This window comes from Promicromonospora sp. NPDC050880 (assembly GCF_044456525.1).
Classification (GTDB): Bacteria; Actinomycetota; Actinomycetes; order Actinomycetales; family Cellulomonadaceae; genus Promicromonospora.
This window is the reverse complement of sequence record NZ_JBITFV010000017.1, coordinates 45,054-65,322: the sequence shown is the minus strand read 5'-3', so window position 1 is coordinate 65,322 and position 20,269 is coordinate 45,054. Positions and strand designations below refer to the sequence as shown.

Below are 20,269 nucleotides of genomic sequence, written 5' to 3'. Positions count from 1 at the left end.
GTCACACGGGTTTGTCATACAGGGACCGTAGGCTGTGCCCCATGAACGACCTGAGCCCTGCCGAGCGGTACACGGCCTTCCGGTCCCAGCGCCGTTCAGCGGCCGACCACCCCGAGCTCACCGCGTTCCGGGAGGTCATCGGGTTCGACCTGGACGACTTCCAGGTCGTGGCGTGCGAGGCGCTCGAACAGGGTCGGGGTGTCCTGGTGGCCGCCCCGACCGGTGCGGGCAAGACGGTCGTGGGCGAGTTCGCCGTCCACCTGGCGCTGGCCTCGGGCCGCAAGGCGTTCTACACCACGCCCATCAAGGCGCTGTCCAACCAGAAGTACGCCGACCTGGTGCGCCGGCACGGGCCCGAGAACGTGGGCCTGCTCACCGGGGACACCACGATCAACGGCGAGGCACCCGTGGTGGTCATGACCACCGAGGTGCTGCGCAACATGCTCTACGCCGGGTCCTCGACCCTGGACGGGCTCGCGTACGTCGTCATGGACGAGGTGCACTACCTCGCCGACCGGTTCCGCGGCCCGGTCTGGGAAGAGGTCATCATCCACCTCTCCGACGACGTGCAGCTCGTCTCCCTGTCCGCGACCGTGTCCAACGCGGAGGAGTTCGGCGACTGGCTGGAGATGGTGCGCGGCGACACCGCCGTCGTCGTCTCCGAGCGGCGGCCCGTGCCGCTGTGGCAGCACGTCCTGATGTCCTCGCCCGAGCCGCGCGGCAAGCCGCGCCTGCTGGACCTGTACGCGGGGCACGTGGACCCGACCGACCCCGGCACGAGCCCGCCCATCAACCCCGACCTGTCCGCGGCGTTCCGGTCCGGCCGGGGCGGCACCCGCCCCGGGGAGCACGGTGGTCGCGGGCGCGGGTACCGCGGCCGGGGCGACCGCGGGTACCGCGGCCCCGGCGGACGCCGCACCGGCGGCTCGGGCGGCGACATGGGCCCCAGCCGGCGCACCCCGCCACGCTTCGTCGTCATCGACGGGCTCGACGCCGACGGGCTGCTGCCCGCCATCTACTTCGTGTTCTCCCGGGCCGGCTGCGAGGCCGCCGTCGAGCAGTGCCTCAAGGCCGGGCTGCGGCTGACCAGCCCGCAGGAGGAGGCCACGATCCGGGCCGTCGTCGAGGAGCGCACCGCCGCGATCCCGCCCGAGGACCTCGACGTGCTCGGGTACTGGTCCTGGTCGCAGGCCCTGGCCCGCGGCGTGGCCGCGCACCACGCCGGCATGCTGCCCGTGTTCAAGGAGACCGTCGAGGACCTGTTCTCCCGCGGCCTGGTCAAGGTCGTGTTCGCCACCGAGACCCTCGCCCTGGGCATCAACATGCCCGCCCGGTCCGTCGTGCTGGACAAGCTCGTCAAGTGGGACGGCACCAGCCACGTCCCCGTCACACCCGGCGAGTTCACGCAGCTCACCGGGCGGGCCGGCCGGCGCGGCATCGACATCGAGGGACACGCCGTCGTCGTCGACCACCCCGCCCTGGACCCCGTGGCCCTCGCGGGCCTGGCGTCCAAGCGCCTGTACCCGCTCAGGTCCAGCTTCCGGCCCACCTACAACATGGCCGTCAACCTCGTCGCCCAGGTCGGCCGCGACCGGGCTCGCGAGGTCCTGGAGACGTCGTTCGCGCAGTTCCAGGCCGACCGCGGCGTCGTCGGCCTCGCCAAGCAGGCCCAGGCGCACGCCGAGGCCCTCGACGGGTACGCCAAGGCGATGGCCTGCGACGTCGGCGACTTCGCGCAGTACATGGACCTGCGCCGCGCCATCAAGGACCGCGAGCGCGAGCTGTCCCGGGCCGCCACCGGCGCCCGGCGGGCCGAGGTCGTCGCGTCCCTGGAGAAGCTGCGGCGCGGCGACGTGGTGGAGGTGCCCTCGGGCCGGCGGCGCGGCTACGTCCTGGTGCTCGACCCGGGTGAGCCCGGCGGGTTCGACGGGCCCCGCCCCACCGTGCTCACGCAGGAGCGGCAGGTCAAGAAGCTGACGCTGGCCGACGCGCCCGACGGCCTGGAGACCGTCACCACCGTGAAGATCCCCAAGTCGTTCAACCCGCGCAAGCCGGACGCGCGCCGCGACCTGGTCTCCACGATGCGCAACGCGCTGGGCGCCATGGCGGACGACGTGCCCTCCGCGCACAGCACCAGCAGCCCGATCGGGTCCGGGCGGGCCGCCCGCGGCGGCACCCAGGCCCGGCGCCGCTCGGACGCCGCGACCGACGCCGAGCTGGCCCGGCTGCGCAAGGCCCTCAAGGCGCACCCCTGCCACGCCTGCCCCGACCGTGACGACCACGCCCGGTGGGCCGAGCGGTGGAACAAGCTCAAGCGGGAGCACGACCAGCTCGTGCGGCGCGTCGAGGGCCGCACCGGGTCGATCGCGCGCACCTTCGACCGCACCCTCGACGTGCTGCTCACCCTCGGGTACCTGGAGCGGACCGCGAGCGACGGGGCCGGGCGCGTCCGGGTGACCGACGACGGCCGGTGGCTGCGGCGCCTGTACGCGGAGAACGACCTGCTGCTGGCCGAGTGCCTGCGCCGCGGCGTGTGGGACGGGCTCGACCCGGCGGGACTGGCCGCCGTCGTGTCCACCGTCGTGTACCAGGGGCGGCGTGACGACGCCCCCGACCCGTACATCCCCGGCGGCCCCACCGGCCGGCTGGCAGGTGTCCTGGACGACACCCAGCGGGTGTGGTCCGAGGTGGACGACCTGGAGGAGGCGCACGGCATCGACGCCACCGGCCCGCTCGACCTCGGGCTGGTCGGCGCGATGTACCGGTGGGCGTCGGGCAAGGGGCTCGACAGCGTGCTGCGCGGCTCCGACCTGGCCGCCGGCGACTTCGTCCGCTGGTGCAAGCAGGTCGTGGACGTGCTGGACCAGCTCGGTGGCGCGGCGCCGTCGGAGAAGCTGCGCACCACGGCCCGCAAGGCACAGGACGCGGTCCTGCGGGGGGTCGTGGCCTACTCGAGCCTGTGAGCAGTCCTCCGGATCACCCGCCTGACCAGGGCGCCGGAGGGTCGGATCGCATACAGTTCCGACCGTGAGCCAGCCTGTCCGATCCATCCTGTACCGCAACGGTGTCGTCCACTCCGCCGCCGACCCGTTCGCCGAGGCGATCCTCGTCGACGACGGCGTGGTGGCCTGGGTGGGGGCCGACGACACCGCGGCGGGCCTGGCCGCCCGCGCCGACCGCGTCATCGACCTGGACGGCGCCCTGGTCACCCCCGGGTTCGTGGACGCGCACGCGCACGTGCTGGAGACCGGCCTGGCCGCCGACTCGGTGGACCTGAGCGCGGGCGCGGGAGTGCGGTCCCTCGGGGAGGCGCTGGCCGTGCTGCACGGGCGGGCGCGACGGCTGGAGGCGTCCGACCCGTCGGGCGAGCAGGTGCTGCTCGCGTTCGGCTGGGACGAGCAGGCCTGGCCCGAACGGCGCGCGTTCACCCGGTCCGAGCTCGACGCCGCCTGCGGCACGCGCGCCGTGTACGCGGCCCGTGTCGACGTGCACTCCGCGGTGGTCTCCACCGCGATGGCCGCCCGCGCGGGCATCGAGCACGACCCGGCGTGGACAGGCGCCGGCATGTCCGGCTCCGGATGGTCCGACGCTCCTGCCGACACCGGCCTGGTCACCGCGGACCTGCACCACACCGTGCGCGCCGTCGCGCACACCCTGACGGCCGAGCACCGCACCCGCCTGTACCGCGAGACGCTCGCCGCCTGGGCCGCGCGCGGCGTCGTGTCCGTGCACGAGATGAGCGGCGAGCACCTCGACACCCGCGCCGGCCTCGCCGAGCTGCACGCTCTGACCAGCGACGAGACCCTCGCCGCGGCCCTGACCGACCCCGGCGTCACCGCCCTGCCGCACCTGGCCGCCTACCGCGGCGAGCTGTGCCGCACCGCCGACGACGCACGCGCGCTGCTCGCCGAGCTGCCGTTCCTGGCGGGCATCGGCGGGGACCTCAACGTGGACGGCTCCATCGGGTCACGCACCGCCGCGCTGCGCAGCCCGTACTCCGACCTGCCCGCCGACCCGGCGTCCGCATCGTTCAGCGGGGTGCTGACCAACCCCGACGGCACGCCCTGGACCGGGAACCTGTACCTCAACGCCGACCAGATCGCCCACCACCTGGCGGCCGTCCAGGAGGCGGGCGTGCAGGGCGCATTCCACGTCATCGGCGACCGGGCCATGGACGAGATGGTCCTCGGGCTGCAGGTCGCCGCACAGATCACCGGCGACAGCGCCGTGCGCGCCGGGCACCACCGCATCGAGCACGCCCTGTTCGTCGACGCGACCACGCTCGCCGCGCTCCTGGTCCGCGGCGTGGGCCTGTCCGTGCAGCCCGCCTTCGATTCCACGTTCGGCGGCAGCAAGGGCGTCTACGCCACCCGGCTGGGCGCCAGCCGCGCCGGGTCGCTCATGCCGTTCGCCGACCTCGCGCAGGCCGGGGTGCCGCTCGCCTTCGGCTCGGACACCCCCGTCACCCCCGTGGACCCGTGGCAGGGCGTGCGGGCCGCCACCGGTCACGAGGACCCCGAGCAGCGGATCTCGGCAGGCGCCGCGTTCCGCGCCCACACCCGCGGCGGATGGCGCCTGGCCGGCCTCGACCACACCGGTGCCGGACAGCTGCGCGTCGGCGCACCCGCACACCTGGCCGTCTGGCGCGCCGAACAGCTCGGCGTCCAGGCAGCGCCCGGCCGCCTGTCCTCCTGGAGCGAGGAGGCCCGCGCGGGCACACCCCTGCTGCCCGACCTGTCGCCCGACGCCCCGGAACCGGAGTGCCTGCACACGCTGCGCGCCGGCGTCGTGCTCCACGACACCTTCTAGGCGGCCCGGCACCGCGCCGCAGGTAGGCTGCCGTCGTGCGCCTGCGTGAGCCCTCCCGGCTGCTCTCCCTGTTCCTCGCGGTGACCGGAGGCCTCGTCCTGTGGGCCGCGTTCCCCGACGCCGGGGCGTGGCCCGCCGCGTTCGTCGCCGTCGCCGTCCTGTACTGGGCCCTCGGGCGGGACCACGCCTGGTGGAACGCCCTGATGGGCCTTCTGTTCGGGCTCGCGTTCTTCCTGCCGCACCTGTGGTGGGCGCACGAGTCCACCGAGACCGTCCCCTGGATCGCGGTGGCAGGCGTCGAGGCCCTGTTCCTGGCCGGGTTCGGCGCCCTGTGGACCTGGGTGCGGCGCGCCCGGTTCCTGCGGCGGCGCGGCTGGCGGCTGGCCGCCGCGTTCGCCGTGCTCTACGTCGCCGTCGAGCAGTGGCGCGCCGAGATCCCCTTCGGCGGGTTCCCCTGGGGGCGGCTCGCGTGGGCGATGGCCCCCACCCCGACCGGCCGCGCCGCCTGGCTGGGTGGCACCGTCGCCGTGAGCCTCCTGGTCGCGTTCGCCGGCGTGCTGCTCGCCCTCGCGGTCGCGGCCCTGGTCCGCGCGGCCGGGCGAACCTCCCGCGCCGGGACCACCCCCGGGGCACGCACCGCACCCCGCGAGGTGGGGCACGCCGTCGGCGTCCTGACACTGGGCGCCATGGTCGCGCTCGCCCCCCTGCTGCTGCCGCTGCCCACGTCCGCGAGCGCCGGCCCCGTCCGCACGCCCGAGGGGCAGGAGGTGTACGACGCGGGCAGCGACGTGGCCGAGCAGGGCACCCTGTGGGTGGGAGCGGTGCAGGGCAACGTGGGGGAGCCGGGTCTGGGGGCGTTCGCGAACCGGGCCGAGGTGCTGAACAACCACCTGGAGGGCACGTACACGCTGGCCGGTGACTTCGCGGGCGAGCTGGACGTGGTGCTGTGGCCGGAGAACGGCAGCGACCTGGACCCGCAGACGGCGCCGGACGTGGCGCGCGGGCTCGACGCGGCGGCCACGGCGGTGGGCGCGCCGATCCTGGTGGGGGCGCAGGAGTTCCCCGAGACGGGCGGTCGGTACAACGTGTCGCTGCTGTGGCAGGCGGGTCAGGGGGTGATCGGCCGGTACGCGAAGCAGCACCCGGCGCCGTTCGGTGAGTACATCCCGATGCGGTCGGTCCTGCGGTTGCTGTCGGACCAGGTGGACCGGGTGACGACCGACATGATCGCCGGGGTGAATCCGCCGTACGTGGACGTGCCGAGCCGGCTGGGCCAGGGGGACTACCGCCTGGGCACCGTGATCTGCTTCGAGGTGGCGTACGACGAGATCGTCCGGGACGCGGTGCGTCAGGGCGCGCAGGTGCTGGTGGTGCCGACGAACAACGCGTCGTTCGGGTTCACGGCGGAGTCGACGCAGCAGCTCGCGATGTCGCGGGTGCAGGCGATCACGACGGGGCGGGCCACGGTGCAGATCTCGACGGTGGGCGTCTCGGGCGTGATCACGCCGGACGGCACGGTGGTGCGCCGGTCCGGTCTGTTCACGGCGGACGAGTTCGTGGCGAACCTGCCGTTGCGGTCCACGGTCACGCCGGCGGTGGCGGCCGGGTACTGGCCGGGCTGGGTGGTCGGCGGCCTCGCGTGCGTGCTGGTCGTGGCCGGTGTGGTCGGGGGGATCGGGGCGCGGGGCGGGGTGCGCGAGGCCGCGCCGCGGTAGCCGGACATGAGACGACCGCCGGCCCGGACCTCGTGGGTCCGGGCCGGCGGTCGTGTCGTCCGTGCCGTGGCGCCGGGGGCGCCGCGGCGTCAGGCCGAGCGGCGCAGCTTGCCGGCGCGCAGCAGCTCGAGACGCTCGTCGAGCAGGTCCTCGAGCTCCTTGACGGTGCGGCGCTCCAGCAGCATGTCCCAGTGGGTGCGCTGGGGCTTGGCAGCCTTGGGCTCCGGCTTCTCCGCGTCGCGCAGGAGAGCCTCCTCGCCGCAGCGGCACTCCCAGATCGGGGGGACGTCCGCGTCGGTGGCGAAGGGCAGGATGATGGTGTGGCCGTTGGGGCAGTCGTAGTAGGCCTGGAACCGAGGGGCGAAGTCCACGCCCTCGTCGGACTCCATGCTCTTACTACCGATGCTCATACCGCGCAGGGACCGGTCGGGCACGTTGTCCTCCAGAGGGTTGTCGGGATGGGTGGCGGGAAAAGGTCCGTATAGCCAACGCAGGGACCCTCGGTGATGTTCCGGCTCCCGGCCGGGCATCGACAGCGGCCGTCGACGCCGTGGGACGTCGACGATCTTCGCGCCGCCTGATCAGGCTACGCGTCGCAGGTGCGCTCGCAAGCGCACTCCGGGCAAACTGGGCGTTGATGTGCGCGATCTCACGTACATCGTGGCAGGGGCGGGGGAGTGGGGCGGGAACAATCGACGCGACCACCCGGTTGAGGCGGATGTTCATGCAGATGCATGAAACAACCTGAGGGGAGCACGACATCATGCAGTTCGGGATCTTCAGTGTCAGCGACGTGACGACGGACCCGACCACGGGCCGCACGCCGGACGACACGGAGCGCGTCAAGGCGATGCTCACCATCGCCAAGCACGCCGACGAGGCAGGCCTGGACGTGTTCGCCACCGGTGAGCACCACAACCCGCCGTTCGTGGCCTCCAGCCCGACGACGATGCTCGGCTACCTCGCCGGCGTGACCAAGAACATCACGCTGTCCACGGCGACCACGCTGATCACCACCAACGACCCGGTCCGCATCGCCGAGGAGTACGCGATGCTCCAGGTCATCTCCGACGGCCGGATGGACCTCATGATGGGCCGCGGCAACACCGGCCCCGTCTACCCGTGGTTCGGGCAGGACATCCGCCAGGGCATCCCGCTCGCCATCGAGAACTACGCCCTGGTGCGCAAGCTGTGGACCGAGGACGTCGTGGACTGGGAGGGCAAGTTCCGCACCCCGCTGCAGGGCTTCACCTCGACCCCGCGCCCCCTGGACGGCGTGCCGCCGTTCGTGTGGCACGGCTCGATCCGCAGCCCCGAGATCGCCGAGCAGGCCGCCTACTACGGTGACGGGTTCCTGCACAACAACATCTTCTGGCCCATGAGCCACACCAAGCAGATGGTGCAGTTCTACCGCCAGCGGTTCGAGCACTACGGCCACGGCCGCGCCGACCAGGCGATCGTGGGCCTCGGTGGCCAGGCGTTCATCCGCAGGAACAGCCAGGACGCCTGGACCGAGTTCCGCCCCTACTTCGACAACGCACCCGTCTACGGGCACGGCCCCTCCATGGAGGACTTCACGCGCGAGACGCCGCTGACGGTCGGCTCCCCGCAGCAGGTCGTGGACCGGTACGGGACGTTCATCGACGAGGTCGGCTACTACCAGCGCCAGCTCTTCCTGGTGGACCACGCCGGGCTGCCCCTGAAGACCGTCCTGGAGCAGATCGACCTGCTGGCCTCCGACGTCGTGCCCGAGCTGCGCAAGATCGCCGCCGCCAAGCTCCCCGCGGACGTGCCGGCGAACCCGCCCACGCACGCCGAGCGCGTCGCGGCCGCCCGGGCCAAGGGCGAGACCGCCGCCACCCACGTGGGCGAGGGCGGGGACGAGTTCACCGGCCGTCGCGCGGAAGAGGTCGTCTCGTGACCACCCCTGACGTCGAGGCGGGCCGCCCCGAGTCCGGCCGCACGATCGCCGTCGTGCACGCCGGGCTGGGCCAGCCCTCCTCCACCCGTCTGCTGGCGGACCGCCTGGCCGACGCCACGGTCCGCGAGCTGGCCGCCCTCGGCCACGACGGGCACGTGGAGATGGTGGAGCTGCGCGACCACGGCCACGCGATCATCGACGCGATGCTCACCGGGTTCCCCACCGGGGACCTGGCCCGCGACATCGAGACGATCACCGGGGCCGACGGCGTCATCGCCGTCACCCCGCTGTTCACCACCACCTACTCGGGGCTGTTCAAGTCCTTCGTCGACATCCTCGACAAGGACGCCCTCACCGGGATGCCCGTGCTGCTCGGCGCGACCGGCGGCACACCACGGCACTCGCTCGCGCTCGAGTACTCGATGCGCCCGCTGTTCACCTACCTGCGGGCCGACGTCGTCACCACCTCGGTCTTCGCGGCCACGGACGACTGGGCGCAGGCCGGCGGCGAGAAGCACGACGGCGGCAGCTCCCTGCCCGAGCGCATCGAACGGGCCGGCCGGGCCCTGGCCGGCCTGCTCGCCGCACGCGGCGAGCACACCAAGCCCGCCGACCCGTTCGCCGGCACGCCCAGCTTCCTGGACATGCTCGGCGGGGACTGAGCCCCGGGGCTTGCACGCCCCGGACCCGGCAGGGAACATAAGGGACATCGGTCCCGGCGGTCGGGACCGCGGCGAGGGTGAGGGAGCGCGGCCATGGCAGACGGTACGGAGAACCCGGTCCCCGACGGTGCGCCCTACCAGGAGGCCGGCACCGACCGCGTCGCCCGGATCGTCGCGGCCCTGCGCGCGGCGCACGCCGAGCAGGCCGAGAAGGCCCGGTCGGCGGCCGCCGTCGCCGTCGCCGGCGACGCCGTCGCGGACGACGTGACGGCCCCCGAGCCGGTCACCGCCACCGCCGCTGCCGTCGACGACGAGACGAGCGAGACCCCCGCCCCGCGCCGCGCGGCCACGGGCGTCCGACCGACGGCACGCACCCTGCCCACCCTCCGCTGGGACCCGGGCGCCCGCTACCGGGCCTCCCGCCTCGCGGCCCGGCCGGCCGGAACCGCACCGGCACCTGCCGCACCGGTCCCGCCGGTGCCCGCACCGCCCGTGCCGCAGCCCACGACGCCCGGGGAACCCGCGGAGATTCCCGCCGCAGAACGTCCCGTGCCTCCGCCCCCGCCCATGCCACCGGTCCAGGTCCCGCACGCGCCCTCGGTGCACGCACCGTTCCAGCCGTCCTTCCAGCCGTCCTTCCAGGCACCCCCGCCGCTCGCCGGCCGCCTGTTCCGCGGCCCCGCCCGGCGCACCGCAGTGTTCGAGCGGGAGATCTGGCACCCCGCCACCCGGTCCGCGCGCGTGCCGCGAGACGTCGGCGACGCCCTCCTGCGCGCCGTGGAGCGGTACCGCACCGGTTCGATCTCCACCTCGGGCCTGGTCCGCGCGATCGCGGAGACGCACGCCGCCTGACCCACCTGTCACCGGTCCACCTGGCGGGCACCCGAAGGGCCTTACCACCCCGGGCCCCGGGCGGCGTCACCCGATTCCCCACGTCTTTTCACATCGTGGCAAAGTAGCGCCACCGCGCGGGCTCGTTCGCCCCTGCAAACCCTTGTCCCACCTTCCCGCAACACGGAAGCATTCGTTGCACGGCGATGCCTGGCACAGCGCCGGGTGCACCACGCACCGGGGTCGGACGCTCCCTCATACCGAGGAGGCACCGCGGGCGCCGGACGACGGAACGGGACGAACGATGCGACGGCAGGCAGCAGCTCTGGTCGGCGCGCTCGTCGCGTCCCTGCTCCTGGTCGGCTGCGTCGCCGCGGTGCGCCCGGCGGACATCCCCGCCGCCGAGCACTACGACACGGTCGAGCAGCTCGTCGCCGACGCCGACGTCGTCGCGCTGGTGCAGGCCGGTGAGGCGCAGGTCGACGTCGTGGACCGCGTGCCGTACACCCGGACCGAGCTGCGGCTGCGCAAGGTGCTGCTGGGCGCCGTCGCCCGGAACGCGAGCATCGCTGTCACGCAGATGGGATCGCGGACCGTGCCGCCCGGGGAGGGCCGGCCCGCCGTGCTGCGCGACGGACAGGAGTACGTGCTGGTGCTGCACCGCACCGGGCCGGGTGAGTTCGAGATCGTCGGTCCCGGCGTGTGGCACGCCGACACGCTGGGCGCCAGCCTGACCCTGTACACCGCCGCCGCCACCTGCGTCCCGGCAGGAATCCCGCAGGTGACGACGCCGTGGGAGCTCGAGGTGAAGCTCGGCGAGGTCGGCGGGGTGCTCGGCACGGGCGTGATCGGCCGCGCCTGACCGTGCGCGCCGTGACCTGGGCCAGACTGGGCGCATGACGCGCAGTCTCGTCCTCACCGCCGACGACGCCGGTACCGACCCGGACGCCGACCGGGAGATCGCGGCCCTGCTGGCCGGCTCACCGCTCACGGCGGTCGGCGTCATCGCCACCGGCACCACCGAGGAGCCGCCGGGCGTCCCGGACGGGCAGCCCCGGGACGCTGCGGCCGGCGTGGACAGGATCACCCGGCTGCTCGCCCGCGCCGGGATCGGCGTGGCCCCCGGCGTCCACGTGACGCTGCCGGAACCGGAGCCCGACGGCGGGTTCGACGACGTCACCGACCGGATCACGACCCAGGCCGACACCGTGGCGCGCGCCGCCGCGGCGGCCGGCCTGCCGGCCCCCGACCGGCTCGACTCCCACCGCGGCACGCTGTACGGCCTGCTGGGCCGGTCCTACCTCCCGGAGGCCATCGGGGTGTGCGCGCGGCGGGGCCTGGCGTTCCGGCTGCCCCGCGGGCTGGAGCTGTACGGCGACGGCGACCCCCTGCTGGCCCGCGACGACGTCCGCGCACGGCACGCGGGCGCCGTCGCGGCCGCCGACGCCGCCGGTGTGCGTCTTCCCCGGGTGATCGCCACCCACCGCGGCGGGGACGCCGAGGCGGGGGACTACCCGGCGCTGCGTGACCACTACCTGCGTCTGCTGGGCCGGCTGCCCGAGGGGACCAGCGAGATCTTCCTGCACCCCGCGCCGGACACGCCGCGGCTGCGGGCGGCGGCTGCCGGCTGGTGGCGCAAGCGGACGTGGGAGCTGCGGCTGCTCGGGGACCCGGTCTTCACCCGCGAGATGGAGCGGCAGGGCATCGACCTGGTCGGACGGTGGTGAGTAGGCTCACGAGCGTGGAGGCCCAGGACGCGGGGGACGCGCCGCGGGGAGCGGGTACGTCGCCGCTGCGCTACGGGCTGGGCATGTTCGGCACGTCGTTGCCGATCAACCTGGTCAAGGGCTCGATGTTCTACGTGTACGTGGAGCTGCTCGGCCTGGACGCGGCCGTCTACGCGACGGTCTACGCGGTCTACGGGGTCCTGGACGCGTTGGACAACCCGGTGTTCGGGTACCTGTCGGACCGCACCCGGTCCCGGTGGGGGCGGCGTCGGCCGTACCTGGTGGTGGGCGCACTGGTGCTGGCGTGCACGACGATCGCCCTGTTCACGGTGCCGGGGCCGGTGGCCGACTCCGCGGTCGGGCTGGTGGTGTGGTTCGCGGTGTTCGCGATCACCACCGAGATGGCGGACTCGCTGATCAACGCCAGCTACGGCGCGCTGCTGCCGGAGCTGTTCACGCAGGAGCGGCGCCGGGCCACGGCCAACGCGGTGCGGCAGGGCGCCCAGCTCGTGGCGCTGGTGGTCGCGCTCGCCCTGACACCCGTGCTGGCCCGGGGCGTGCTGGGACCGGAGGGCTCGGCCGTCGGGTACGGGCGGCTGGCGGTGGTGTTCGGGGTCGTGGCGGCGGCCGTGATCCTGTGGACGGCGTTCGGCGTGCGGGAGGACCCGGCGCTGGACGCGGAGCCGCGCCCGCAGTTCTTCCGGTCGATCGGGCAGGTCCTGTCGACGCCGCAGTTCTGGACGGTCGGGGTGGTCAACGCCTGCTACGGCGCGGCGATGGCGCTGGTGCTGGGCGGGTTGCAGCTCTATGTGGACCACACGCTGGGCGGCTCGGCGCTGGACGCCAGCATCCTGCAGCTCGTCGTGATCGTGGTGGCGATCGGGATGCTGGGCGTGTGGGCCGGCGTCGTGCGGCGCAAGGGCGCGGCCTGGACGTGGCGGCTCGCGCTGCCGGTGGCCGCGGTGGGGTTCGTGCCGCTCTACTTCGCCACGGACCTGCTCACCGGGATCCTCGCCGGGCTCGCGGTGGCGGTCGGGTACTCCGGGGTGCTCGCCACCAACGACCTCGTGATCGCCCGGGTGCTCGACGCGGACGCCGCCCGGCACGGGATGCACCGCAGCGGCCTGTTCCTGGCGGCGTTCGGTGTGCTGGGCCGGCTCAACGCGCTGGTGACGGCGGGAGCCGTACTGTCCCTGGCGGTGTTCTTCGGGTACCGGTCGGGTGCCGACCCCGGGCCGGACCCGGGGCAGGCGTTCCGCGTGTACCTGTCGGTGTACCCGTTCGCGCTGCTGCTGCTCGGCACGGTGGTCTCGCGGTTCATCCGGCTGCCCGCGGCGCCGGACGCCGGGCCGGTCACGCGCTGATCGCGAGCAGCGTCCGGTCCGGCGCCTCCAGGCGGTAGGGGCCGCGATGAGGCGGTGCGGAGACGGACACCCGGTCCCCGCGTACCCGGCGTCGCCGGTCCTGCCTGCCGGCGGGCAGCCCCTCCACGAGGACGGTGCCGTCCGCGTCGATCGCCACGAGGTCCTCGCCCACCCGCACGAGCACCGGCTCGCCCGGCCCGGGGAACCGGCTGACGGCGGTGCGCCGTGGCGGATGCCGTCGAGGATCGCCTCGGGCGTGCGGTCCTCGGCCGCGACCCAGGTGGTGGGCGTGCCGGGCGGGAATCCCTGGTCGGGGGTGTGGAAGTCGCTGCCGCCCAGGAGCACGGGGAGCTCAGGGCGCGCCAGCAGGTACGCCCAGGGGCCCGTGGCGGTCAGGTCCAGGAACCAGGAGATGTGCCACAGCTCGAGGTACCCGGTCCGCACCGGGTACAGCCAGCCGCAGTCGTCCTGGACCGGGTGGTTCACCGACAGCAGCCCGCCGCGCCTCTCGACCTCGGCCGGCCACTGCGCCGCCGGACGCCGGAAGTCGACCCAGCCGATGTCGCCGAACGCGTTGGCGTGACCCGCGTGCGTGGTCACCTCCTGGCCGGGCAGCAGGCACACGTCGTAGGTCGCGGCCACGGCGGGCAGGTGTGGGTGGTGGGAGACGGTGTTGTGGTCCGTCACGGCGAGGAAGTCCAGGCCCCGGCCCGCTGCCGCAGCGGTGAGCTGGGCGATGCCCAGCGTGCCGTCGGAGTGGGTGGTGTGCGCGTGCAGGTCGCCCGCGTACCAGGTCAGCCCGGCGGGTGCGGGCAGATCGCGCCCGAGCCGGGTCCCGCCGCGCTCGCCACGTCCGGGCGCCGGGGCCGGTGCCGGGGGCTCGGCCTCGACCCCGCCCGCGTCGACGCCGGTCGCGATCGTGACGGTGACGTCGACCGGCTCGGCCGGCATCCGGTGCAGGCCGAGCACCACCGCCCACCGCCCGGCGACCAGCTCGCCGGGCTCGTACCCGGGCGTCGCCGCGCCGGGGGTGATCGCGAACCGGGACCGGGCCCCGCCCGACCAGCCGCGCCAGCGTTCCGGGTCGCGGCAGCCGAGGTCGACCACCGCGGCGTCCCGGTCGTGGTCGAGCATCACCTCCAGGCGCGTGACGCCGCCGGACGGCAGCTCGAAGGGGACTTCCAGGTACCTGTTCTCGATCTGGTCGTCGACCGAGAGCCTCAGGCGGCGTTGCTCACGGGTCACGCCCCCGAGGCTATCCCCGGTGCCGGTCAGGGCACGTGTCCGGCGGGTGCGGTTGCGCCGCCGTCCTCCGCCAGGCAGGGTGCGGTGACCGCCCGGGGCGGACGACGACGCGCGGGCGCTCCAGCCTCGGGCCTGTCCCTGCCCCGTCCGCCTCGTCCGCCTCGTCCGCCTCGTCCGCAGGGAGTAGCAGTGCACCGTTCCGAAGCCCCGGCCGTCACCGAGATCGCCGTGGCGGACGCGAAGGCCGGCCCGTACGGCATCGCCTCCGGACCGGACGGCGCCCTCTGGGTCACCCTGGCCCGGACCGGCCGGATCGCGCGGCTGACCCCCGACGGGGCGGTCACCGAGCACGCGCTGGACTCCGCGGGGTGCCTGCCGCTCGTGATCACCGCGGGGACCGACGGCGCGCTGTGGTTCACCCGGTCCCAGGACCACCGGATCGGCCGCATCACGACCGACGGCACGGCACGGTCCGTGGCCGTCCCTACGCCCGGTGCCGGCCCGTACGGGATCACGCCCGGCCCGGACGGGGCCGTGTGGTTCACCGAGATGAACGCCGACCGGATCGGCCGGGTCACCGCCGACGGCCGTGTCTCGGAGGTCGAGGTGCCGGTCGCGGGCGGCATGCCGTCGGCGATCACGACGGGCCCGGACGGCGCGCTGTGGTTCACGCTCAACCAGGCCAATGCCGTGGGCCGGGTCACGGTGGGCGGCGAGATGACGATCCACCCCTTGCCCACGCCGGCCTCCGGACCCGTGGGTATCGCCAGCGACGGGTCCGCGCTGTGGTTCGCGCAGATCGCGGCGGGGCAGATCGGCCGGATCACGCCGGAAGGCGCGGTCCAGGAGTTCCCGCTCCCGGACCGCGACGCCAAGCCGCACGCCGTCGTCGCGGCCGGGCCGGGGGAGTGCTGGTTCACGGAGTGGGGCGGCAACCGGATCGGCCGGATCACCGCGGACGGCGAGGTCAGCGAGCACGACCTGCCCACGCCGTCCTCCGAACCGCACGGCATCACCGTGGGGCCCGACGGCGCGGTGTGGGCGGCGCTGGAGTCCGGCGGGGTCGCCCGGCTCGGGCGCTAGCTAGTCCCGTACGGCGGGCTGGTCCCGCACCGCCGCCGCCGTCTCCACCGCCTGCAGGGCCTCCCGCAGGCCTGCCGCCGTGCCCTCCGCCTGGGCCTGACCCGCGAGCGCGGCCGCACGCGACCGCTCGGCCTCCGTCACCTGCTCCCGCAGTGTGCCCAGTGCGTCGCGGGCCGCGGCGAGCTCGCCCTCCAGACGGGCGGCCGACGCCTCCGCGGCCGCCCGTGCGGTGTCGGCCGCGGCCCGGTCGTGCTGGGCACGCGTGACGTCGTCCCGGGCGGCCTCCAGCGCGGCGCGCACATCGGCGAGGGACTCGCGCAGCCCGACGGCGGCCCCGTCCGCCTGGGCCCGGGCTGCGTCGGCCGCCGCCCGGGCACGCTCGGCGGCGGTCACGGCGGCTCGTTCCTGGGCCAGCTCGTCCCGGGTCGCTGCCAGCGCGGAGCGCGTGTCGGCGAGCTCGGCCTCCAGCCGGGCGACCGTCGCGTGGGTGGTGGCCCGCTCCTGCTCGGCCGCGGCGCGTTCCTCCTGCGCGGTCCCGACGGCCTCGCGTGCGGTCTCCAGCACCGCGCGGAGCTGTGCGAGCTCGGCGTCCGCCTCGTCCACACGGGCGGCCAGCGCGTCCGCCTCACCGACCACCGCCGTCAGCGCCTCGTCCGACGCCGCGGCCGCTGCCTCGTGCTCCGCGCGGGCGGCCTCGACCGCGGCCCGCCACAGCGCGTCCATGCCGCTCGTCAGGAGGGCGCTGACGGTGGCGGGCAGGTCGGGGAGGGCCGACCGTGCCTCGTCCTGCGCAGCCCGCTCCTCGCGCCACTCGCGCAGGTACCTCGTCGCAGCCGCGTTGGAGCAGCCGGCGCGCTCGCGCACGCTCGTCACGGTGACCGTGGCGCCCTCGGCCACGAGGGTGTCGGCAGCCTGGAAGACCCGTTCCTTGTCCCGCACGTCATTTCTCCGTCTCGATCGGTCCGCCGGCGCATCCCGCGGTTCTCTTCCGCAGAGGATCGTTCACCCGCGTAGTAGTAGGCGTAGTACGACAATACTACGCCTACTTTCGATCCCACACAGTGCGCACCCGCTTTCCTGAAGCGGGTGCGCACTGAGGTTGAGAGCGGCTATTTATCAACGATTGGTCGCTCTCCGAGGAGCGCTACTGCGCACACAGGGAGCAGATAGTGAGCGGTGGATCCACGTGCGATCCAGCGGGGCCGCGCGGGGACGACCGCCCGGTCGCGCTCGGCGACGCTCTGCTCAGCCCTCGGCCACGTCGCGGAGGAACACGATGCCGTCCTGGTCCGTGAGCCGCGCCGGGTCCAGGGGCGCGTACCCGAACCAGGGAGACGTCCGGGCGGCGAGCGCCGGGCGAGCGGTGCCGGTCCCCGCGGTCTCGTCCCCGAGCGCGACCCTCAGCCCGGGCGCGTCCACGAGCAGCCGGTCCCGGTCCAGCGCGTACAGCCGTCCCTCGACGGTGTCCGGCTCCGGGACGTCCACGCCCTGGTGGCGCAGCGTCCCGAGCGCCGTGGCCACGAACGCGTACCGGTCGCCCAGCCGGGCGTCGACGAGCGCGCCGGCACCCCACCACTCCAGCCGGGGGTGGTCCCACATGCGCAGGGTGCTGCGGCCCCGCCGGAGGTGGCTGTTGTGGGCGTTGACCAGCACGGGGCTGCGTCCGGCCAGGGCGAGCAGGTTGTCGGCGATCATGGTGTCGCGGATCCCGAGCAGGCGGGTCATGCGCGCGGGTGACGGGTCGGCCATCCAGAAGTGGTAGCGCAGCAGGCCGGTCGCGGTACGCGCGTACAGGTGGGCACGATCCCGTTCTTGCGGTGTGGAGCGGGCCAGGAGCTGCGGGGCGTGGGTGTCGAGCAGGGTCGCCAGGTCGTCCGCGAGCAGGCGCAGCTCCCTGGCCTCGGCGGACTGCCCCACCGATCGGGTGGGGTCCGTCATGGCGGCGGGCTGGGTCCAGCGGTCGTCCGGGCCGATGATGCGGTCGAGCACGTCGGCGGTGCAGGGCAGCAGGTCGGCGTCCACCCGGGCGGCCAGGTAGCCGTGCAGTGCCGTGAGGGCCGCGCGCGGGCTGGCGGCCGCGGAGATCTCCAGGGGCCCGTCGACGCCGGCGAAGCGGACCTGCTGCGCGGCGGGGCGTCCGTCGTTGTGGGCGCGCATCCAGCGCACGAGCTCGCGGTTGCCGGGGTACGCGCCCCAGTCGTGGCTCAGGCCGTGGGCCAGGACGTGGTCGAGGTCGCCCCGGCCGGTCGTGACGTAGTCGTCCACGAGCAGACCCGCGAGGCAGTCGGTCTCCAGGGCGATGGTGCGGTAACCGTACTGTTCGACGAGCTCGCGGAACAGGGTGTTGCGCAACCTGAGCAGGTCCTGCGCGCCGTGCGTCGGCTCGCCCAGTGCCAGGACCTGTGGCGGGCCGGGGACGAGGGCCAGCAGGGAGGCGGCGTCGACGGGATGAACGGTGTGCTCGATGTCTCTCACCATTCCTTCAACGGTATCGTTGAAGGCTCAGTTGAGACCTTGCCGCAGAACGGAGCCGGGTGTGGTGCAGAACCTTCAAACGGGCGCACGGCTGCGGCCCGTCGATCTGGCCCGCGGGCACGGGCTGTCCACGCAGGCGGTGCGCAACTACGAGGACGCCGGCATCCTGCCGGCCGCCGACCGGACACCGGCGGGGTACCGGGTGTACACCCCGCGGCACGCGCGGGCGCTGCGCGCATTCCTTGCCCTGGTGCCCGGCCACGGCCACCAGGTCGCGGCCGCGATCCTGCGCGCGGTGCACGACGGCGCCGTCGGCGAGGCGTACCGGCTGATCGACGAGAGCCATGCGCTGCTCCTGGAGGACCGGCGGACCCTGCGGGCCGTCGAGGACGCCCTGCGCGACCTGGACGGCGCGCCGTCCGCCCGGCCGATCCCGCCAACCGAGCCGCAGGACACGTTCATCGGCCCGCTCGCGGCCCGGCTGCGGATCCGGCCCGCCACCCTGCGTACCTGGGAGCGCGCGGGCCTGGTCCGTCCGCGACGGGACCCGCGGACCGGGTACCGGGTCTACGACGCCGCCGCGGTGCGCGACGCCCGGCTGACCCACCAGCTCCGCCGTGGCGGGTACCTCCTGGAGCAGATCGTCCCGCTCATCGAGCAGGTGCGGACCGCCGGGGGCCTGGAACCGCTGGCGGCGACCCTGGACGAGTGGCAGGGCCGCCTCACCGCTCGCGGCCGGGCGCTGCTGGCCGGAGCGGCCGCCCTGGAGGCCTACCTCGTCTCGGCCGACGGGGCTGCCGTCACCGGCCGGCCCGCAGGCGCGCGGCCTGCTTGATCAGGTGCGTGCGCTCGGCGGCGCTGGTCGCCCGGTCCGCGGCGGCCGTGTAGTGCCTCACGGCCAGCTCGATGTCGTCGGCGCGCTCGTGCAGGTGCGCGGCCACGGCGTCCCACCGGGACAGCCCCGGGTCGACGTCGGCCAGCGCGGCCAGGCCGGCGCGCGGGCCGTCCACCTGCCCGACGGCGACCGCCCGGTTGAGCGCCACGACGGGGCTGTCCGTGAGCCCGGCGAGCTCGTCGTACCACTGCAGGATCTGCGGCCAGTCGGTCTCCGCGGCGCTGGGCGCGTCGTCGTGCAGGGCGGCGATCGCCGCCTGGGCCTGGTACTGGCCCAGGCAGTCGCAGGACAGGGCGGTCTGGAGCACGTCGACGCCCTCGGCGATCATCGCCGTGTCCCAGCGGCCCCGGTCCTGCTCGTCGAGCGGCACCAGCTCGCCCGAGGCGGTGTACCGGGCGTCCCGTCGTGCGTGGTGCAGCAGCATCAGGGCCAGGAGCCCGGCGATCTCGGGGTCCGCACCCTCCGGGCGCACCGCCGAGGACACGGCGAGCTGCCGCGTGAGCCGGATCGCCTCGTCCGCCAGCGAGATCTCGCCGGTGAAGCCCTCGTTGAAGATCAGGTACAGCACGTGCAGCACCGCGCGGACGTCGCCGGGTGTGTCGAACCGCTCGCCGGCGATGGTGCGCTTGGCCCGGGAGATCCGTTGCGCCATCGTGGCCTCGGGGACAAGGAACGCCCGCGCGACCTGGGCCGTGGTCAGCCCGCCCACGGCCCGCAGCGTCAGCGCGATCGCCGACGCCGGGCTGAGCGCCGGGTGGCAGCAGCGGCTCAGGAGCAGGAGCGTGTCGTCCGACTGCTCGGTGGGGCCCTGCGGCGGCTCGTCACCCGCCCGTTCCTCGCGGCGCCGCCGGGCCGCCTCGGACCGCTGCAGGTCGATCAGCTTGCGGCCGGCCACCCGCAGCAGCCACGCCTTCGGGTCGTCCGGCGGGTCCTCGGGCCAGTGCCGCACGGCCTCGATCAGGGCTTCCTGGACGGCGTCCTCGGCCGTCGCGAAGTCTGCTCCGCGGCGGACGAGGACGCCCAGGACCTGCGGCGCCAGCGTCCGCACCCGGTCGTTCACGGCGTCGTGGTCCACGTCCAGCCCTCCTCAGGTCGCCCGGCTCACTCAGCCGGCTCACTCAGAGATCGTCAGGTCCTCGCCGAGGAACGGCCGCACCTCGAGCCACTCGTAGATGGGACGCCCGCCGACGCCGGGTGCGGCGGACAGCTCCGCCGCGGCCTCGTAGGCGCGCTCCTGGGACTCGACGTCGATGATCATCCAGCCCGCGATGAGGTCCTTCGTCTCCGCGAACGGCCCGTCCGTCACCGGCGGGCGGCCCTCGCCGTCGTACCGGACGAACGTGCCCTCCGGCGAGAGCGCGCCCTCGCTCACGAACTCGCCGCTCTGCGTCAGCTTCTCGGCGAAGCGGCGCATGTAGTCGATGTGGGCCGTGATCTCCTCGGGGCTCCACTGGTCCATCGGCACGTCGGTGCCGGGCACCCACTCCGGGCCGGACCGCCGGTAGTGCTTGAGCAGCAGGTACTTCGCCATGGTCGTCTCCC

17 protein-coding genes and 1 pseudogene are annotated in these 20,269 nt (G+C 74.4%); 11 read left to right on the top strand and 7 right to left on the bottom strand.

Features of this window, described 5'->3' with window-relative positions:
• Positions 1-41: 41 nt before the first annotated feature.
• The 3 genes from ACIBBF_RS21705 to lnt all read left to right on the top strand — a co-directional run bounded on the left by ACIBBF_RS21705 (position 42) and on the right by lnt (position 6,524).
• On the top strand, positions 42-2,963 hold the full coding sequence (locus ACIBBF_RS21705; protein ID WP_397417471.1) for a DEAD/DEAH box helicase: 2,922 nt from the start codon (positions 42-44) through the stop codon (positions 2,961-2,963).
• 64 nt (positions 2,964-3,027) lie between these two features.
• Positions 3,028-4,809 (top strand): amidohydrolase, encoded by a 1,782-nt coding sequence (locus tag ACIBBF_RS21700; protein WP_397417468.1) that lies wholly within the window; start codon positions 3,028-3,030, stop codon positions 4,807-4,809.
• Positions 4,810-4,844: 35 nt separating this feature from the next.
• The gene (gene lnt / locus ACIBBF_RS21695; RefSeq protein ID WP_397417466.1) at positions 4,845-6,524 is read left to right on the top strand and encodes an apolipoprotein N-acyltransferase; all 1,680 of its coding nucleotides are present in this window, start codon (positions 4,845-4,847) and stop codon (positions 6,522-6,524) included.
• Positions 6,525-6,613: 89 nt separating this feature from the next.
• Here lnt and ACIBBF_RS21690 read toward each other — a convergent pair whose 3' ends face one another.
• Positions 6,614-6,958 (bottom strand): RNA polymerase-binding protein RbpA, encoded by a 345-nt coding sequence (locus tag ACIBBF_RS21690; RefSeq protein ID WP_397417464.1) that lies wholly within the window; start codon positions 6,956-6,958, stop codon positions 6,614-6,616.
• 329 nt (positions 6,959-7,287) lie between these two features.
• Here ACIBBF_RS21690 and ACIBBF_RS21685 point away from each other — a divergent pair, with 329 nt between their 5' ends.
• The 6 genes from ACIBBF_RS21685 to ACIBBF_RS21660 all read left to right on the top strand — a co-directional run bounded on the left by ACIBBF_RS21685 (position 7,288) and on the right by ACIBBF_RS21660 (position 13,029).
• On the top strand, positions 7,288-8,445 hold the full coding sequence (locus ACIBBF_RS21685; RefSeq protein ID WP_397417462.1) for an LLM class flavin-dependent oxidoreductase: 1,158 nt from the start codon (positions 7,288-7,290) through the stop codon (positions 8,443-8,445).
• Positions 8,442-9,107, top strand: coding sequence for an FMN reductase (locus ACIBBF_RS21680; protein ID WP_397417460.1), 666 nt, complete (start codon positions 8,442-8,444; stop codon positions 9,105-9,107). Before ACIBBF_RS21685 ends, ACIBBF_RS21680 begins: the two co-directional genes overlap by 4 nt.
• A gap of 93 nt (positions 9,108-9,200) precedes the next feature.
• Entirely contained in the window at positions 9,201-9,959 is a 759-nt protein-coding gene (locus ACIBBF_RS21675; RefSeq protein ID WP_397417458.1) for a hypothetical protein, read from the top strand.
• A 283-nt stretch (positions 9,960-10,242) separates the two neighbouring features.
• On the top strand, positions 10,243-10,800 hold the full coding sequence (locus ACIBBF_RS21670) for a hypothetical protein (RefSeq protein WP_397417456.1): 558 nt from the start codon (positions 10,243-10,245) through the stop codon (positions 10,798-10,800).
• Between the two features lie 34 nt (positions 10,801-10,834).
• Entirely contained in the window at positions 10,835-11,665 is an 831-nt protein-coding gene (locus tag ACIBBF_RS21665) for a ChbG/HpnK family deacetylase (protein ID WP_397417454.1), read from the top strand.
• A gap of 14 nt (positions 11,666-11,679) precedes the next feature.
• On the top strand, positions 11,680-13,029 hold the full coding sequence (locus ACIBBF_RS21660; protein ID WP_397417452.1) for an MFS transporter: 1,350 nt from the start codon (positions 11,680-11,682) through the stop codon (positions 13,027-13,029).
• On the opposite strand, the gene ACIBBF_RS21655 is transcribed toward ACIBBF_RS21660, so the two are convergent.
• Both ACIBBF_RS21655 and ACIBBF_RS21650 read right to left on the bottom strand, forming a co-directional pair.
• Positions 13,019-13,213: a hypothetical protein gene (locus ACIBBF_RS21655; protein WP_397417449.1), complete on the bottom strand. Its 195-nt coding sequence runs from the start codon at positions 13,211-13,213 to the stop codon at positions 13,019-13,021. The two genes, ACIBBF_RS21660 and ACIBBF_RS21655, sit on opposite strands and share 11 nt — an antisense overlap.
• 50 nt (positions 13,214-13,263) lie before the next feature.
• Positions 13,264-13,980 (bottom strand): annotated as a pseudogene (locus ACIBBF_RS21650) (CehA/McbA family metallohydrolase); the annotation flags it as partial.
• 483 nt (positions 13,981-14,463) lie between these two features.
• Between ACIBBF_RS21650 and ACIBBF_RS21645 the strand changes: the two are divergent.
• Entirely contained in the window at positions 14,464-15,357 is an 894-nt protein-coding gene (locus tag ACIBBF_RS21645) for a virginiamycin B lyase (protein WP_397417447.1), read from the top strand.
• Here the strand turns inward: ACIBBF_RS21645 and ACIBBF_RS21640 are convergent, their stop codons facing one another.
• Positions 15,358-16,296: a DNA-binding protein gene (locus ACIBBF_RS21640; RefSeq protein WP_397417445.1), complete on the bottom strand. Its 939-nt coding sequence runs from the start codon at positions 16,294-16,296 to the stop codon at positions 15,358-15,360.
• 306 nt (positions 16,297-16,602) lie between these two features.
• Positions 16,603-17,835 carry an erythromycin esterase family protein gene (locus ACIBBF_RS21635; protein WP_397417443.1) on the bottom strand — a complete coding sequence of 411 codons (1,233 nt, stop codon included), beginning with the start codon at positions 17,833-17,835 and terminating at the stop codon, positions 16,603-16,605.
• 58 nt (positions 17,836-17,893) lie between these two features.
• On the opposite strand from ACIBBF_RS21635, the gene ACIBBF_RS21630 reads away from it, so the two are divergent.
• A complete protein-coding gene (locus tag ACIBBF_RS21630; RefSeq protein ID WP_397417441.1) occupies positions 17,894-18,667 on the top strand; it encodes a MerR family transcriptional regulator in 774 nt (257 codons plus the stop codon).
• Here the strand turns inward: ACIBBF_RS21630 and ACIBBF_RS21625 are convergent.
• Both ACIBBF_RS21625 and ACIBBF_RS21620 read right to left on the bottom strand, forming a co-directional pair.
• A complete protein-coding gene (locus tag ACIBBF_RS21625; RefSeq protein WP_397417439.1) occupies positions 18,633-19,802 on the bottom strand; it encodes an RNA polymerase sigma factor in 1,170 nt (389 codons plus the stop codon). The two genes, ACIBBF_RS21630 and ACIBBF_RS21625, sit on opposite strands and share 35 nt — an antisense overlap.
• Before the next feature lie 39 nt (positions 19,803-19,841).
• Entirely contained in the window at positions 19,842-20,258 is a 417-nt protein-coding gene (locus ACIBBF_RS21620) for a YciI family protein (protein ID WP_119145476.1), read from the bottom strand.
• Positions 20,259-20,269: the final 11 nt, after the last annotated feature.